Here is a 15,268-nt window from a genome sequence, read left to right as displayed (position 1 = left end):
CATTGGCTCACCTGCTGTTTCGCGCGCCGTCCGGAATTCGCACACGGAGCAACTCGAACGGATGACCGTCATTCAGGTGTTTCGAACATTTCGAATCGCGGCGTTGATCGTTTCCGGTCAGGCTGCTGTGGAGCCCACCTCCCGAAGCGAAGGAGAGCAGAGCCATGTCCCCACGCAGGTCCCTCAAGGTGTGCGCGGCCCTCGCCGCGTCCGCCGCCGTCCTGGCCCTCGCGCCCGCCGCCGGAGCCAACGAGGGCAACCCGACCGTCCTGAGCTGGGGGGCGGGCCGCACCGGCCAGCTCGGCAACGGCACCCTCGCCGACAGCCTCTCCCCGGCCTCCGTGACCAGCCTCTTCCGGGGCGACGTCGACCAGATGTCGGCCGGCGGCACCTCCTCCGCCGACTCCTTCGCCCTCGCCCGCACCGACACCACCGTCAAGGCATGGGGCCACAACTCCTCCGGGCAGCTCGGCAACGGCGGCAACACCAACCAGACCGTCCCGACGACCGTCCCGCGCCTGGCGAACATCAAGGACATCGCGGCGGGCGGCAAGCACGCCCTCGCCCTCGACACGTCCGGCCAGGTCTACTCCTGGGGCGACAACTCCTACGGGCAGCTCGGCAACAACCGCACTGGGGACAGCCGTACCGTCCCCGACCGGGTCCAGGGCATGCCCAAGGTCAAGCAGATCTCCGCCGGCTGCGACTTCAGCCTCGCCCTCCTGGAGAACGGCAAGGTCTACGCATGGGGCCGGGGCATCCACGGCCAGCTCGGCACCGGCAACCGGGCCACCAGCGCCGTTCCCCGCCAGGTCAAGGGCCTCACGGACATCGTCAAGATCGACGCCGGCTGCTATCACGCCCTCGCGATCACCGCCGACAACACCGTCAAGTCCTGGGGCTACAACCTCTACGGCCAGCTCGGCAACTCCTCCACGAAGTCCGCCGTCGAGCCCGTCGACGTCGACTGGCTGGAGGACGTCTCCGACATCGAGGCCGGCGCCTTCCACAACTACGCGATGACCAGCGACAGTCACGTCTGGGGCTGGGGCAACAACCAGTACGGCCAGCTCCTGGAGGGCGACCAGGCCGACGGCGACAACATCTCCCGCACGAACCGCACGGCGCCCGTCGAGATCCCCCGCCTGGAGGGCGTCCAGCACCTTGCCGCGGGCGCCCGGCACGGGGTCGCCGTCACCGCCGACGACGTCTTCACCTGGGGCAACAACAGCGAGGGCCAGCTCGGGAACGGGACGACCGTCTCCCGCTACGACTCCGTGAAGATCCTCAAGGAGGGCTCCGCGATCAAGAACGTGGCGGTGTCGCTCGGGGGGAACACGACGTATGCGTACTGAGGTCGCCGCGCTGGCGGCGGGGCTGGTCCTCCTCGCGGGAGGCGCCGCGCAGGCCGAGCCGAGCGACCCGTGGGTGCGGACGTGGGGGCCGGGCAGCGGCTCGACGGTCGTCCGGCAGACCCCGGCGGACGTCCCCGGGCTGCGCCGCGCCGACGTACGGGAACTGGGCGCGGGTGGCGGCGGCGACACGTCGTACGCGGTGGCTCTCCTGACCGACGGAACGGTCCGCGCCTGGGGTGCCAACGCCACCGGTCAGCTCGGCGACGGGACGACGACGCCGAGGCCGTACGCGGCGGCCGTGGCCGGCGTCGACCGGGCTTCGCGGGTCGCCGCCGGATCCGGGTTCGCCCTCGCGGTCCGCGCCGGCAGACTGCTGGCCTGGGGGAGCGACACCTATGGGCAGCTCGGCGACGGCTCGATCGGCGGCACGAACCCCCTGCCCGCTCCCGTCCAGAGCCTGAACCGGGTCAAGGGGGTCGAGGCCGGCTGCGGCCATGTCCTGGCCCTGCGCGAGGACGGCACCGTGTGGAGCTGGGGCCGCAACCACGCGGGCCAGCTCGGCGACGGCACCCTCACCGACCGGGCCACCCCACGCCGGGTCCCGGACCTGAGCGGCGTCACAGCCATCGCCGCCGGCTGCCACCACAGCCTCGCGCTCACGGCCGACGGCAGGGCCAAGGCGTGGGGCTACAACACCAACGGCCAGCTCGGCAACGACTCCACCCAGCTGAGCAGCACCCCGGTGGACGTCAGGCTCCCGGACGGCGTGGCCGCACTCCACTCCGGCGCCTACCACAGCTTCGCCGTCCTCGACGACGGCACCGTCCGCGCCTGGGGCTGGAACGGCCGGGGCCAGCTCGGCGACGGGTCGACCGTCAGCCGGACCACCCCGGTACCGGTACCCGGCCTGACCGGCGTGACCTCCATGGCGGGCGGTTACGGCCACACCGTCGCAGCCCTCGACGACGGCACCGTCCGCGCCTGGGGCGACAACGACAAGGGCCAGCTCGGCGACGGCACCGCCACGGCTTCCCCGACCCCCGTCACCACCCTGCCGGCGGGCAGCGGTACGACCCGGGTGGCGGCCGACACCTCACACACCAGCTATGCCTACTGAACAGAAAGGCAGCACCGTGCGACCCCTCCTCCTCGCGGCCCTCGCCGCGACCGCAGCCCTCACCGCCGCCCCCGCCCACGCCGCCGGCCCCGCCGACCCCTGGGTCCGCGCCTGGGGCGACAACGCGCAGGGCCAGCTCGGCAACGGCAGTGTCCTCGCCCAGCAGACCCCCACCGCCGTCGGCGGGATCGCCCGCGACGACGTCCGCAAGGTCTCCGGCGGAGGCGGCGCCACCAAGGACGCCTTCACGGTCGCGCTCCTCAACGACGGCACGGTCAAGAGCTGGGGTGCCAACGACAAGGGGCAGCTCGGCAACGGCTCGACGACGGCCCAGTCGTTCCCGGGAACGGTCGCGGGGCTGTCCGGCGTCAGCGACGTCTCGGCGGGCTCGAACCACGTCCTCGCCGTCAAGGGCGGCCGGGTCCTCGGCTGGGGCAACAACGACAAGAAACAGCTCGGCACCGGCCAGGACGCCACCACCCCGTACAAGACGCCGGCCACCGTGCAGAGCCTCGACCAGGTCAAGGACGTCGGCGCGGGCTGCGACTTCAGCGTGGCCCTGCGCCAGGACGGCACGGTGTGGACCTGGGGCGCGGGGACCAACGGCCGGCTCGGCACCGGCGCCAACACCGACCGCCTCACCCCGCTCCAGGTCCCCGACCTCACCGACGTCCAGTCCATCGCCGTCGGCTGCGACCACGTCCTCGCGCTCACCGCCGACGGCGTCGTCAAGGCGTGGGGGAAGGGCACGGACGGCCAGTTGGGCGACGACCTGAAGGCCGACAGCAACAAGCCGGTGACCGTCGCCTACCTGGACCGGGTCGCCAGGATCTTCGCCACGCACTCCTCGTCGTTCGCGGTCCTCGACGACGGCAGCGTCGCCGCCTGGGGCAAGAACGACGCGAGGCAACTGGCCGACGGCACCACCGCCAACCGCACCTCACCCGTCCCCGTCGACATGCTCAAGGGCGTCCAGGAGATCGCCGGCGGCCCCGACTTCACCCTCGCGGCGATCGACGACGGCTCCGTCATCGGCTGGGGCAAGAACGACGCCGCCCAACTCGGCGACGGCACCCTCGTGAACCCGCCGGCCACGACCACGGCGCTCCCGCCGGGCAGCGGCATCACGCACGTCACGGCGGCGAAGGCCGGCAAGTCGGGCTTCGCGTACTGAACACGGCGGAGGCGGGGCCGGATCACCCGGCCCCGCCTCACGACGTCCCTATGCCGTACGGCGGTTCACGCCTTGCGGCCGACCGCCCCGTACGCGTCCACGTACACCTGCCGCGTGTCCTCGGTGGGCCGCCACTCGGTGACCTGCACGACACCCGGCTCCAGCAGTTCGAGCCCGTCGAAGAACCCGCCGATCTCCTCGACGCTGCGCACGTAGTAGGGGACGGCGCCGCTCTCGTTGTACGCGTTCGACGCGGCGATCATGCCCTCGCTGGTGGCCGTCGAGTCGCTGATGACGAGGTGGCTCCCGGACGGCAGCCCGGCCATCAGCTGGGCGACCAGGTCACGCGCCTGCTTGTACTCGCCGACGTGACCGAGGGTGTTGAGGATCATCAGCGCGACCGGCTGCGAGAGGTCGAGCGTGCCGGACGCCTTCTCCAGGATCGCCGCCGGGTCGTACATGTCGGCGTCCAGGTAGGCCGTCTTGCCTTCCTTCGTGCTGGTCAGCAGCGCGTTGGCGTGGGCGAGGACGATCGGGTCGTTGTCGACGTACACGATCTTCGTCTCGGGGGCGGCGCGCTGCGCGACCTCGTGCGTGTTGTCGGCGGTCGGCAGACCGGTGCCGATGTCGAGGAACTGGCGGATGCCGACCTCGGTGACGAGGTGCGTGACCGCGCGGCCCAGGAAGTGCCGGCTCGTCACCGCGACGTCCACCAGTCCGGGGAAGATCTCCTTGATGTGGTCACCGATCTGCCGGTCGACCTCGTAGTTGTCCTTGCCGCCGACGAAGTAGTTCCAGAACCGCGCGGAGTGAGGCGTGGACGTGTCGATCCGCGCACGCGCCTCCTGGGCCTGAGTTGCGGGGGAGTGGGTGTCCTGGGTGTCCGACACGGCAAAGCCTCCTGCGGATGGTGAACAACGCTGATCAGAACGCCACCCTAGGCGAACACGCTTTGGCCGAAAGCCAGTTGGCTCCGCCGGTGAACACGGAACGCAAGGTTTTGGCCAATGAAGGTGAGTCTGTGGCTGGTCGCCCGCGGAACATAGTTGCGCGTTTAACCAGTTCAGGGCGCCCTCACGGCTCCTTCACGCGGCAATCGCAATGCGGCCGGTACTAGCCCCTGCGATACCGCCGCGCGGGCGCGAGCAACCACTACGGCGTCGCACTCCGTCTCGCCCACCCCTCCACCGAGACCGCGAACACAGCCAGCACCACCAACGCCCCCGCAGGCCCCACCACAGTCCACGGCGCCAACTCCAGATACGCCTGGTTCTCCGACAGCAACCTCCCCCACTCCGGCGTGGGCGGCTGCTCCCCGAGCCCCAGAAACCCGAGCGACGCCAGCACCAGCACGGTCGTCGGCAGCCTCAGCACCGCATGCCGCACCACCCCCGGCACCACAGCCGGCAGATGATGCCGCCACACCAGATGCCCCGCCCCCGCCCCCAACGACCGCGCCGCCACCACATGCCCCGCGGCCCGTGCCTCCGCGAACAGCGCCGAAGCCTGCGCGGCGTACGGCGCCCACCCCACCAGACACACCGCGAGCCCCGCCCCCCACACCGACGGCCCGGTCACGGCCGTCGTCAGCAGCCCGGCGAGCACGGCGGGCAACGTCGACGCGACCTCCGTCACCCCCGCCCCCACTCGCCCCGCAACCCCCAGCACCAGCCCCACCAGCACACTCACCGCCGTCACGACGCCGGCCACCGAAGCCGTCCGCACCGCCCCGTGCCCGAGCCGCGCCAGCATGTCCCGCCCCAACGAGTCGGTCCCCAGGGGATGGTCGAGAGACGGCGCCAACAACCGCGCAGCGGTGTCCACGTGAGCGGGATCCCGTGACAGCCCGGCGACGACGATCGCCACCAGCACCACCGCACACCCCACCGCGAGCCCCCTGAGGGGCCGCACCTCCACCACCGGCAGCGCGGGCAGCGCCCCGTCCCGCAGCGCGGGCCCGAGCAGCACCCGGCACACCCCCCGGATCACCAGCCCGGCCCCGACCCCCAGCAGGACCAGCACCAGCGTCACCGCCTGGAGCGGCGGCAGATCCTGTGCCAGCGCCGTGTCCAGCGCGAGCCGCCCGAGCCCGGGGATGTTGAAGGTCTTCTCGACGGCGACGGACCCGCCCACCAGCCCCACGACGGTCGGCAGCAGCCCCGGCAGCACCCCGGGCAACGCCCGCCGCAGCGCGTTCCGTACGAGGTACCCCCGCGGCATCCCGAACGCGCGGGCGGTCCGCGCCCACGGCTCCCGCAACGCCCCCGGCAACGCCTGCTGGAGCAGCCCCCCGATCATCGCCCCCGACGGCACCCCGAGCGCCAGCGCGGGCAGCACCATCGACTTCGGCCCCTCCCACCCGCTGGACGGGAACCACCCGAGCCACACCCCGCCGGCCAGCGCCAGCAGCGAGGCCAGCAGGAACTTCGGCAGCGCGGCGAACGCGGCGGCGGTCACCCCGCCCACCGCGCGCCCCCGGTACAGGACCGGCCCGCACACCAGCGCCGCCACCAGCACGGTCACGACGAGCGCGCCCAGCATCATCGTCGCCGACACCGCGAACGCGTCCGAGACCTGCGGCCACACCGCCTCCCCGGACACCCACGACGTCCCCGCGTCCCCGCCGAGCCACCGCACGAGATGCGCGAACGGCCCCTCGTCAAGACCGAGTTGTTCCCGGACGGCGGCCAACTGCCCCGGCGTCGGGTCCTGGTCGCCCGAGCGTGCGCGAAGGACCGTCAGCGCGGGGTCGGTTCCGGAGAGCCAGGGCAGCGAGGTGACGGCGGCGAGGAGGGCGGCGCCGGCCAGGAGACGGCCGAACGCCGTGCGGGACAGCCTCACTTCAGGTGCGTACCGACGTCGACGAGAGACCGCTCACGCGGGTCGAGCGCCACGCCCTCGACGTTCGCCGCGATCCCCTGGACGACCTTCTCGTGCACCAGCGGCAGCACGGCGTCCGTCCGCAGGATCTCCGCCTCCGCCTGCATGATCTTCTTGTGCCGCGCGTCCGTGTTCCCTTCCGCGGCGGCGGACTTGATGGCCTGGTCGACCTTCGCGTCCTTCAGCCCGGCGATGTTGTACACGCCGTCGCTCGTGAAGTCGCTCGCGAGGTAGGCGACCGCGTCCCCGGTGTCGAGGAGCGTCACCCGGGAGAACACGAGCGCGTCGTACTTCCCGGCGAGCAGGTCGGCCTCCATCTGCGTGTACTCGCGGACGTCCTGCTCGACCGTGAACCCGGCCTTCTCCAACTGCTGTTGGAGCACGGTCGCGGCCTCGGGCAGCTCGGCCCGGTTGGTGTAGGTGGCGAGCCGGACGGTCGTCCCCTTCGTGACCTTCGCGGCGGCCGGCCGGCCCGTCACGGCGACCCGGTCGGCCTTCGCCCACGGCACAGCGGGCCCGAACAGGCCCTGCGCGGCGTCCGCGTACCCGCCGAACACCGAGCCGACGAGCGCGGAACCGTCCACGGCCGCACGGGCGGCGGCGCGCAGACCGGCGTTGGCGAACGTGCCGCTGCGGGTGTTGAGGACGAGGCTGTCGGTGCGCACCGACGGCACCTCGTGCCGGGTCTTCGCGTCGAGGAGCTTCGCCTGCGCGGTCGGGATCCACTCCGCGATGTCGACGTCCTTGCTCCGCAGGGCGTTCGCGCGGGCGGTGCCGTCGGCGATCCAGGTGACGTCGATGCCGGGGGCCTTCGCCCTGCCGCCCCAGTAGCCGTCGTAGCGGTCGAGGGTGGCGCTCGTCTTGCCGGTCAGCTTCGTGATCGCGAAGGGGCCGGTGCCGGTGCCGACCGGGGTGACCGAGCCGTTCGCGCCGTACGCCTTCGCGGAGAGGATGCCGAGGGCGGGGCTCGCCAGGCGCAGGGGGAGGACCGGGTCGGGGGTCTTCGTGGTGAGGGTGACGGTGTCGGCGTCGTCCGCCTTCGCCGTCAGGGTGACGTCGCTGAGGACACGCGGCTTCTTCGCGGCGGAGCTCGCGTGGCCGATGGCGTTCACGACCGACTCGGCGGTGACCGGGGTGCCGTCCTGGAAGGTCGCCTTGCGCAGCTCGAACGTCCAGGTCGTCGGGTTCGCCTGCTTCCAGGACGTGGCCAGCGCGGGTGCGGCGGCGCCGTTCTTGTCGAGGGAGGTGAGGCCCTCGGTCACGGAGAGCTTGCTCAGGACCGTCGCGTCGTTGCTGTACGGCGACAGCGCCTGCACCGGGGGGACCGCGAGGGCGACGCGCAGCCGGCCGTCTCCGGAGGACCCTTGCGCGGACTGCGGACCGCCCGAGGAGAAACAGCCGGCCAGCAGCGGGGTCAGGGCGAGCGCCGCGAGCAGACCGCAGGAGGTGGTGCGCATGGGTGTCCTGTCGTACGGGGAACGAACGCGCCCCGGCGCACGGACAGGTGCCTGCACGGCCACCGGGACGATCACACCTTATAAGGCAAGCCTTACCAATCCCACAGTCGGGGTGCGGGAAACCGTCCCCCGCGCGGAACTCGGTCGTTGGTCACAGCGACCCGACCCCCTGCGCAGGAAGGAAACCGCCGTGGACGAGACCGTCACCGTCGAGATGCCGGGAGAGTGGCTGCCCAGAGAGGAGTGGGTGAAGACCCAGCCGCAGGCCCTGATGGCGTCCTGCGTCCTCCTCCTGGACGGCGAGGGCCGCGTCCTCCTCCTGCGCTACGCGCCCGGCCAGCCCGCCGCCGGGGACTGGTGGCTCCCCGGCGGCATGCTCGACCACGGCGAGGACCCCTGGACGGCGGCCCGCCGCGAACTGCGCGAGGAGGCGGGCCTCGCCCTCCCCGGCGGACCGCGCCTGATCGGCATCGACCACCGCGCGGACGTCCAGGGCACCGGCCCCGTCCTGGACTGCTACTTCCACGGCGGGACGCTGGCCCCGGGCGCGGCCGTCCGCCTCAGCGAGGAGCACGACCGGTACGCCTTCCACCACCTCGCCGACCTCGACGGCCTGCTCACCCCGTCCCACCTGCGGACCCTGCGGGCGCTGTACGAGGCGGCGGCGACCGGCGCGACCCTGTGCCTGCGGGAAGGGGCCCCGGTCTAGAGCGCCGTCGCCGGGAACGTCGGGTACTCCACCCCGGAGACGTGCTGGACGACCCGCACGACCTGGCAGGAGTACCCGAACTCGTTGTCGTACCAGAGGTAGAGGATCGCGTTGTCGCCCTCCACCTTCAGCGCGCCCGCGTCGACGATCGAGGCGTGCCGGGAGCCGATGAAGTCGCTGGAGACGGCGTCCGGCGCGGTCGTGAAGTCGATCTGGCGGCGCAGCGGGGAGGTCAGGGACACCTCGCGGAGGTAGTCGTGGACCTCCTCGCGGGTCGTCTCGCGGGCCAGCTGGAGGTTGAGGATCGCGATGGAGACGTCCGGGACGGGCACCCGGATCGAGCTGCCGGTGATCCTCGCCTTCAGGTCGGGCAGCGCCTTCGCGACGGCGGACGCGGCGCCCGTCTCGGTGATGACCATGTTGAGCGGCGCGGAGCGGCCCCGGCGCTCGGACTTGTGGAAGTTGTCCAGCAGGTTCTGGTCGTTGGTGAAGGAGTGGACCGTCTCGACGTGCCCGCGCTCCACCCCGAACGCGTCGTCCATCGCCTTCAGCGGCGGCACGATCGCGTTCGTCGTGCAGGACGCGCAGGACAGGATCCGCTCGTCCGGCTTGATCGTGTGGTGGTTGACGCCGTGCACGATGTTCGGGACGTCGCCCTTGCCGGGCGCGGTCAGCAGCACCTTGTCGATGCCGGGCCGCAGGTGTTCGCTCAGGCCCTCGCGGTCGCGCCACTTGCCGGTGTTGTCGATGAGGATCGCGTTCGAGATGCCGTACGCGGTGTAGTCGATCTCGGACGGGTCGTTCGCGTAGACGACCTTGATCTCGTTGCCGTTGGCGGTGATCGTGCCGGCCGCCTCGTCGACGGTGATCGTGCCGTGGAACTGGCCGTGGATCGAGTCCCGGCGCAGCAGCGAGGCCCGCTTGACGAGGTCGCCGTCGCCGCCGCCGCGCACGACGATCGCGCGGAGCCTGAGGCCGTTGCCGGAGCCGGACTTCTCGATCAGGAGCCGGGCGACGAGGCGTCCGATGCGGCCGAAGCCGTACAGGACGACGTCCCGGCCGACGCCGCGCTCGATCTTGTTGGCGCCGGTCGCCCCGGCCACCGCGTCGGCCGTGAACTCCTCGACGCTCAGGCCGCGTCCGTCGGTGCGGTAGGTCTCCGCCAGCAGTCCGAGGTCGATCTGCGAGGGGCCGAGGTCGAGCGTGGTGAGCGCCTGGAGGAACGGCATGGTCTCGGTGACCGACAGCTCCTCGCCCGCGATCTGCCGGGCGAACCGGTGGGTCTTCAGGATGCTGACGACCGACTTGTTCACCAGGGAGCGGCTGTGCACGAGGACGGTCACGTCCCGCTCACGGTGCAGCTTCCCGATGACCGGGATCATCGACTCCGCGGTCTCCTCGCGGTTCATCCAGTTGGTGAACGAGTCCTCGTTGACAGTCACAGGGCTCTCTTTCGAGCTAGACGGCGCTCATCTGCGGTGCTCATATGGTAACCCGGTGTTCATATGAGCAGAACGTGGGGTCCATGGCTTCCGGCGCCGGGGTCACGGCTTCCGGTTCCTGGGAATCCCGAGCGCGCAGACCGCCCCCGCGAACACCACCGCGACCCCCACCCACACCGCCGGCCTCAGCCCGTCCACGAACCCCCGCGCACTCCCGGTGTCCCCGTACGCCACGAACACCGTGCCGAGGACGGCGATCCCGAGCGCGCCCCCCACCTCCCGGACCGTGCTGTTGGCCCCCGACGCCTTCCCCGCGAACTCCTTCTCCACCGACCCCAGTACCACGGCCGCCGTCGGCGCGAACACCAGCCCCATCCCCGTCCCGGCCACCACCATCGGCCCCACGAGCGCCGAGTACGGTGTGTCCGTCCCGGCGACGAGGTCGATCCAGCCGAGCCCCACCCCTTGCAGGAACAGCCCGAGCGCCATCAGCCGCCCGCCGCCGACCCGGTCGGTGAGCAGCCCCGCGACCGGCGCCACCACCATCGGCATCAGCGTCCACGGCAGCGTCCGCACCCCCGCCTCCAGCGGCGTGCGCGGCGGCGCGATCTGGAGATACTGCGCGAGCAGGAAGAGCGAGCCGAACACCCCGAAGTACATCGCCGCCGAGACGACGTTGGTCAGCGTGAACGCCCGCACCCGGTAGAACGACAGCGGCAGCATCGGCTGCGGCGCCCGCGCCTCCCAGGCGACGAACGCCGCCAGCAGGACGGCACCCGCCGCGAACGCCCCCAGCACCGTCACCGACGTCCAGCCGTCCGGCTCCCCGTGCACGATCCCCCACACCAGCGCGCACAGCCCGGCCGCCGCGAGCACCATCCCGCCCAGGTCGAGCCGGGTCCCCGGCAGCCTGCTCTCACGCAGCGCCGCGTACACCAGCGGGATCGCGACGACGCACACCGGCACGTTGACCCAGAAGATCCACCGCCAGTCCAGCCCCTCGACGACGGCCCCGCCGACGACCGGCCCCATCGCGACGGCGAGCCCGCTCACCCCGGACCACACCCCGAGCGCCGGCCCCCGCAGCCGGTCCGGCACCGCCTGCGCCAGCAGGGTCAGCGACAACGGCATCACCGCCGCCGCCCCGAACCCCTGGACGGCCCGGAACGCGATCAACTGCCCGCTGCCGCCCGCGAGTCCGCACCCCACCGAGGCCAGCGTGAACAGCGCGATCCCGGCGACGAACACCCGCCGCCGCCCGAACCGGTCGCCCAGCGCGGCGCCGGTCATCAGCAGGCAGGCGAAACCGAGGACGTACGCGTTGACGAACCACTGGAGCTCCTGCGTGCTCGCCTTGAGGTCGACGGCGAGGGTGTGCAGGGCCGTGGAGACGACCAGGTTGTCCAGGGCGACCATGAACATCGGCACGCTCGCCGCGACGATCGCCAGCCACAGGGGGACGCGGCGGCCTTCCGTGCGGGGTGCCTCGGTGGTGGCGGTGAGCGTCACGACGCGTCCTCCCTCTGCTTCTCGGCGATCCGGTGCTCGGCGTCCGCCCGGTCCAGGGCCGGAGAGGCCGTCCAGTGGACGAACGTGGCCGACTTCATCGTCGGCCGCAGTGCGGTCATCACCGACCGGTGCGGTTCGGCGCGCGCGTACGCGTGGAGCGCCTTTTCGCTCTCCCAGGACGACAGGGTCCAGAAGGTGCGCTTGAGGGGGTCGGCTATCAGGGAGGCGCCGTACGCGCCGGGGGCGTTCTTGACGTGCTTCCAGATCGCGGGGGTCCTGAGCAGGAAGCGGAGGGCGTCGGTGAGGGTGCGGACCTCGAAGCGGGAGGCCATGAGGTGGGCCTCGGTGTCGGGCGGGGCGGGGGCGGACCAGTGGAGAGGGGGCAGGGGCACGGCGGACTCCTCGAAATTAGATACCTGCACTATCTATGTTAGACAGTAGAGGTATCTAATGGTGAAAGGCAAGGGAGCCCCGGACCGATGCGCATGTCCGAGCTGAGCCGCCGCAGCGGCGTCTCCGTCACGACGATCAAGTACTACCTGCGCGAGGGCCTCCTCCCGCCCGGCCGCCAGACCTCCGCGACCCAGGCCGAGTACGACGAGACGCACCTGCGCCGGCTCCGCCTGATCCGCGCCCTCACCGGCGTGCGCGGCCTGCCCGTCAGCACCGCACGCCAGGTCATCGACGCCGTCGGCGAGCACGCCGGCGAACCGCACGTCCTGCTCGGCCTCGCCCTCGGCGCGATCAGCCTCACCGGGGAACCCGAGCAGCAGGCCGAGCCCGAGGGGGCCGCCGAAGTCGACGCCCTCATCGCCGAACTCGGCTGGGACGTGCACGCGGGCGCCCCCGCGCGCGCCACCCTCGCCGAGACCCTCGTCTCGCTGCGCTCTCTCGGCGCCCCCGTCGACCACGGCGCCCTCCTGTCCTACGCCCGCCTCGCGGAGCGCACCGCGGTCGTGGACATGGACCAGCTCGACGGCCTGGACGACCCGCTGGAGACCGCTGAACGCGCCCTCCTGCTCGCCTTCCTCCTCGAACCCGCCCTCCTCTCCCTCAGGCGCCTCGCCCAGCAGAACGAGTCGGCCCGCCGGAACACCTGAGCCGCACCGGTCGCACCCCGGAGCGAGAGCGTCGCTCTCCGTCTTGGTCACCGCTTCGGGCCCTGGCAGACTGCTCGGTATGGACGTCATCCAAGGAGCCAAGGAGCGAGCCCGCGCGGAGGTCGCCCGGACCATCAAGGAGCAGGCCCGCGAGCACCTCGCCACCGAAGGCCCCGGCCGCCTCTCCCTGCGCGCCGTCGCCCGCGACCTGGGGATGGTCTCCTCGGCCCTCTACCGCTACTACCCCAGCCGGGACGACCTGCTGACGGCGCTCATCGTCGACGCCTACGACGCGATCGGCCGGGCCGCCGAGTCGGCGTACGAGGCGGCCGGTGACGCGCCCGCGTGGCAGGTCTGGCTGTCCACCTGCGAGGCGGTCCGCGCCTGGGCCCTGGCCCACCCCCACGAGTACGCCCTGATCTACGGCTCCCCCGTCCCCGGCTACGACGCCCCCCGCGACACCGTCGCCCCCGCCTCCCGCGTCGCCCTGGTCCTCCTCGACATTCTCGACAGGGCGCACCGCGCGGGCACCCTGACCGTCACACCCGCCGAGAGCGACGCCGCCGTCCTCAGCCCCGACGTCCACGCCGTCCTCGCCGGCCGCACCCTCCCCGCCTCCGCCGTCACCGCCGCCGCGGCGGCCTGGGCCCAGCTCTTCGGCCTCGTCAGCTTCGAGGTCCTCGGTCAGTTCAACCGGGTGATCGACGACCGCGAGGCACTCTTCGCCCAGGGCGCGCGGGCCCTGGCACGCCAGGTGGGGCTGTCGCCCGAGGAGCAGCGGCGCCGGTGAATCCGGAACGCGCGTTCTTCCGGAGAGGGGAAAAGAAATCCGGGGTCACGGGCGCAGATGTCCCGACTCGCGCCTGAAGGCGCCCGGAGTCATATTCACGCGGCGCACGAAAAACTTGCCGAAGTTGGTCACCTCGGAGAATCCCAGCTGCCGTGCGATCGCGCCGACCGGAAGATCGGTGTGGACCAGCAGCCTGCGCGCCTCCAGGGCGACCCGGGCGTCGATCACGTCCTTCGTCGTCGTCCCCGCGACCGCGCGGCACGCCCGCGACAACGCGCGCGTGGAGCAGTTCAGCGCCTGCGCGTAGTCCTCCACCAGCCGGGTCGCCCGGTACGAGCGGTCCAGCTCCTGCCGGAAGCGCAGGAACAGTTCGCCGTTCTCACCGCTGACAGCGACGGATTCCTTGTGGCGCAGCCGGCACATCTGGTCGATGTGCAGCAGGACGACGGCCAGCAGGTGCTGGAGCAGTTCCTCGCCGTTGCCCTGGTTAGGGCGCTGGAACTCCTCCTCCAGAACGCCCAGCACCCGGCGGAATGCGGCGAGTTCGGTGTCCCGCAACCGCCAGTGCGAAGGCCTCAGGACGTCGTCGAGCATGCCCATCCGCGCGCTCATCTGGAGCGGGAACGACTCCGTGAACATGATGATCGTCGCGTCCATGTCGGGCCCCGGGCTGTAGTGGATCACCTGGTTGGGGCGCGTCCACAGCAGTGTTCCCGGGCCGACCGTGAACCGGTCGGAGTCGATCGAATAGTGCCCCGTGCCTTCCGTGACCAGCAGGATCTTGTGGAAGTCCAGCCGGTGCGCGGAGGCGAAGAACTCGGGCGACCCCAACGTGCGCAACACGCTCAGCGAGGTGAGCGCCAGACCGAGTCCGGGCCGACAGGTACCCACGAAAGGGACGACGGGGATCGCTAGCGATGCGAAATCGACCATGGGCGTTCCGGAATCGACCTTTCTCCTTGCGCTTGAGGGTTCAATCATAGACGTGGTCGTCCGACGTCGGAATGTCGCTTCCGGTTCCCCGCATGCATCGCCCTGAACACCCTTGTCGTGAAGGTGAAAGGAAATCTGAACGGGATGACCACTCCCCATTCCTCCCCGGAGCGTTCGGTCGTCGACAGGGCGCTGAGCGTTCTCGCCGCCTTCGACACGGACAACCGTTCGCTGTCCCTCAGCGACATCAGCCGCCGCTGCGGGCTGCCCGTCGCCACGGCTTTCCGGATCGTGCACAAACTCCACGCCTGGGGCGCCCTGGAACGCTCCGCAGACGGCGGCTACAGCATCGGCCTGCGCCTGTGGGAGACCGCCTCCCTCGCCCCGCGCGCCTCCCACTTCGCCGAGGCCGCCCAGCCCCACCTGGCCGCGCTCCACCGGCGGACCTCGACCTGCGCCACGATCGCCGTCCGCGACGGCCGCGAGAGCGTCTGCCTGGTCTTCGCCGGCGGCGAGAACCACCCCGCGGCCCACGGCAGCGGCGAACGCCGCCGGCTGCCGCTGCACGCCACCGCCGTCGGCCTGGTCCTGCTCGCCCACGCGGGCGAGACCGCCCTCCAAGAGGCCCTGGCGCCACCCCTGCGCGCGTACACCCCGGCCACCGTCACCGACATCGGCGAGCTGCACGGCAGCCTCGTGAAGGTGCGCAGGGAAGGGCAGGCGATCCTGCACGGCACGTTCGTGGCGGGCCGCAGCAGCCACGCCGCGCCCGTCCGCGACGCGCGCGGGAGCGTCGTCGCCG

Annotated in this window: 14 protein-coding genes; 7 read left to right on the top strand and 7 right to left on the bottom strand. The window is 71.8% G+C overall.

All coding sequences use genetic code 11. The annotated features are described in order from the left end of the window. Window positions 1-164 precede the first annotated feature (164 nt). Genes ACVNF4_RS02510 through ACVNF4_RS02500 form a run of 3 tightly spaced genes read left to right on the top strand, consistent with a single transcriptional unit; the run spans window position 165 to window position 3,646 of the window. Window positions 165-1,355, top strand: a complete 1,191-nt coding sequence (locus ACVNF4_RS02510) for an RCC1-like domain-containing protein (protein ID WP_461800963.1) — start codon at window positions 165-167, stop codon at window positions 1,353-1,355. Next, window positions 1,345-2,472, top strand: coding sequence for an RCC1 domain-containing protein (locus tag ACVNF4_RS02505; protein WP_461800962.1), 1,128 nt, complete (start codon window positions 1,345-1,347; stop codon window positions 2,470-2,472). Before ACVNF4_RS02510 ends, ACVNF4_RS02505 begins: the two co-directional genes overlap by 11 nt. Continuing rightward, entirely contained in the window at window positions 2,462-3,646 is a 1,185-nt protein-coding gene (locus tag ACVNF4_RS02500; protein ID WP_461800961.1) for an RCC1 domain-containing protein, read from the top strand. Before ACVNF4_RS02505 ends, ACVNF4_RS02500 begins: the two co-directional genes overlap by 11 nt. 65 nt (window positions 3,647-3,711) lie before the next feature. Here the strand turns inward: ACVNF4_RS02500 and ACVNF4_RS02495 are convergent, their stop codons facing one another. From ACVNF4_RS02495 to ACVNF4_RS02485, 3 genes are all read right to left on the bottom strand, one after another. Then, window positions 3,712-4,536, bottom strand: coding sequence for an SAM-dependent methyltransferase (locus ACVNF4_RS02495; RefSeq protein ID WP_461800960.1), 825 nt, complete (start codon window positions 4,534-4,536; stop codon window positions 3,712-3,714). 262 nt (window positions 4,537-4,798) lie between these two features. Then, the gene (locus ACVNF4_RS02490; protein WP_461800959.1) at window positions 4,799-6,487 is read right to left on the bottom strand and encodes an ABC transporter permease subunit; all 1,689 of its coding nucleotides are present in this window, start codon (window positions 6,485-6,487) and stop codon (window positions 4,799-4,801) included. Further along, a complete protein-coding gene (locus tag ACVNF4_RS02485; protein ID WP_461800958.1) occupies window positions 6,484-7,983 on the bottom strand; it encodes an ABC transporter substrate-binding protein in 1,500 nt (499 codons plus the stop codon). The genes ACVNF4_RS02490 and ACVNF4_RS02485 overlap by 4 nt, the downstream gene beginning before the upstream one ends. Before the next feature lie 190 nt (window positions 7,984-8,173). Here ACVNF4_RS02485 and ACVNF4_RS02480 point away from each other — a divergent pair, with 190 nt between their 5' ends. Beyond that, window positions 8,174-8,692 (top strand): NUDIX hydrolase, encoded by a 519-nt coding sequence (locus tag ACVNF4_RS02480; protein WP_461800957.1) that lies wholly within the window; start codon window positions 8,174-8,176, stop codon window positions 8,690-8,692. On the opposite strand, the gene ACVNF4_RS02475 is transcribed toward ACVNF4_RS02480, so the two are convergent. The 3 genes from ACVNF4_RS02475 to ACVNF4_RS02465 form a co-directional block, all read right to left on the bottom strand. Continuing rightward, window positions 8,689-10,134: a glyceraldehyde-3-phosphate dehydrogenase gene (locus ACVNF4_RS02475; RefSeq protein ID WP_461800956.1), complete on the bottom strand. Its 1,446-nt coding sequence runs from the start codon at window positions 10,132-10,134 to the stop codon at window positions 8,689-8,691. The two genes, ACVNF4_RS02480 and ACVNF4_RS02475, sit on opposite strands and share 4 nt — an antisense overlap. 102 nt (window positions 10,135-10,236) lie before the next feature. Next, window positions 10,237-11,643 (bottom strand): MFS transporter, encoded by a 1,407-nt coding sequence (locus ACVNF4_RS02470; protein ID WP_461800955.1) that lies wholly within the window; start codon window positions 11,641-11,643, stop codon window positions 10,237-10,239. Continuing rightward, on the bottom strand, window positions 11,640-12,035 hold the full coding sequence (locus ACVNF4_RS02465; RefSeq protein ID WP_461800954.1) for a DUF3291 domain-containing protein: 396 nt from the start codon (window positions 12,033-12,035) through the stop codon (window positions 11,640-11,642). Before ACVNF4_RS02465 ends, ACVNF4_RS02470 begins: the two co-directional genes overlap by 4 nt. An 87-nt stretch (window positions 12,036-12,122) precedes the next feature. On the opposite strand from ACVNF4_RS02465, the gene ACVNF4_RS02460 reads away from it, so the two are divergent. Then, window positions 12,123-12,743: a MerR family transcriptional regulator gene (locus ACVNF4_RS02460; RefSeq protein ID WP_461800953.1), complete on the top strand. Its 621-nt coding sequence runs from the start codon at window positions 12,123-12,125 to the stop codon at window positions 12,741-12,743. A 79-nt stretch (window positions 12,744-12,822) separates the two neighbouring features. Further along, complete coding sequence (locus tag ACVNF4_RS02455; protein WP_461800952.1) at window positions 12,823-13,533, top strand: TetR/AcrR family transcriptional regulator; 711 nt, start codon at window positions 12,823-12,825, stop codon at window positions 13,531-13,533. A gap of 45 nt (window positions 13,534-13,578) precedes the next feature. On the opposite strand, the gene ACVNF4_RS02450 is transcribed toward ACVNF4_RS02455, so the two are convergent. Beyond that, complete coding sequence (locus tag ACVNF4_RS02450; protein ID WP_461800951.1) at window positions 13,579-14,424, bottom strand: helix-turn-helix transcriptional regulator; 846 nt, start codon at window positions 14,422-14,424, stop codon at window positions 13,579-13,581. A gap of 186 nt (window positions 14,425-14,610) precedes the next feature. On the opposite strand from ACVNF4_RS02450, the gene ACVNF4_RS02445 reads away from it, so the two are divergent. Then, on the top strand, window positions 14,611-15,268 hold a 658-nt coding region (locus tag ACVNF4_RS02445; RefSeq protein WP_461800950.1), incomplete at its 3' end, for an IclR family transcriptional regulator.

Source organism: Streptomyces sp. S6, from assembly GCF_054880855.1.
This window is presented reverse-complemented; position numbering and strand designations above follow the sequence as displayed.

Coding starts and splice junctions, on each gene's coding strand:
- ACVNF4_RS02510 (WP_461800963.1), top strand. CDS start 165: ATGTCCCCACGCAGGTCCCTCAAGGTGTGCGCGGCCCTCGCCGCGTCC.
- ACVNF4_RS02505 (WP_461800962.1), top strand. CDS start 1,345: ATGCGTACTGAGGTCGCCGCGCTGGCGGCGGGGCTGGTCCTCCTCGCG.
- ACVNF4_RS02500 (WP_461800961.1), top strand. CDS start 2,462: ATGCCTACTGAACAGAAAGGCAGCACCGTGCGACCCCTCCTCCTCGCG.
- ACVNF4_RS02485 (WP_461800958.1), bottom strand. CDS start 7,983: ATGCGCACCACCTCCTGCGGTCTGCTCGCGGCGCTCGCCCTGACCCCG.
- ACVNF4_RS02460 (WP_461800953.1), top strand. CDS start 12,123: ATGCGCATGTCCGAGCTGAGCCGCCGCAGCGGCGTCTCCGTCACGACG.
- ACVNF4_RS02455 (WP_461800952.1), top strand. CDS start 12,823: ATGGACGTCATCCAAGGAGCCAAGGAGCGAGCCCGCGCGGAGGTCGCC.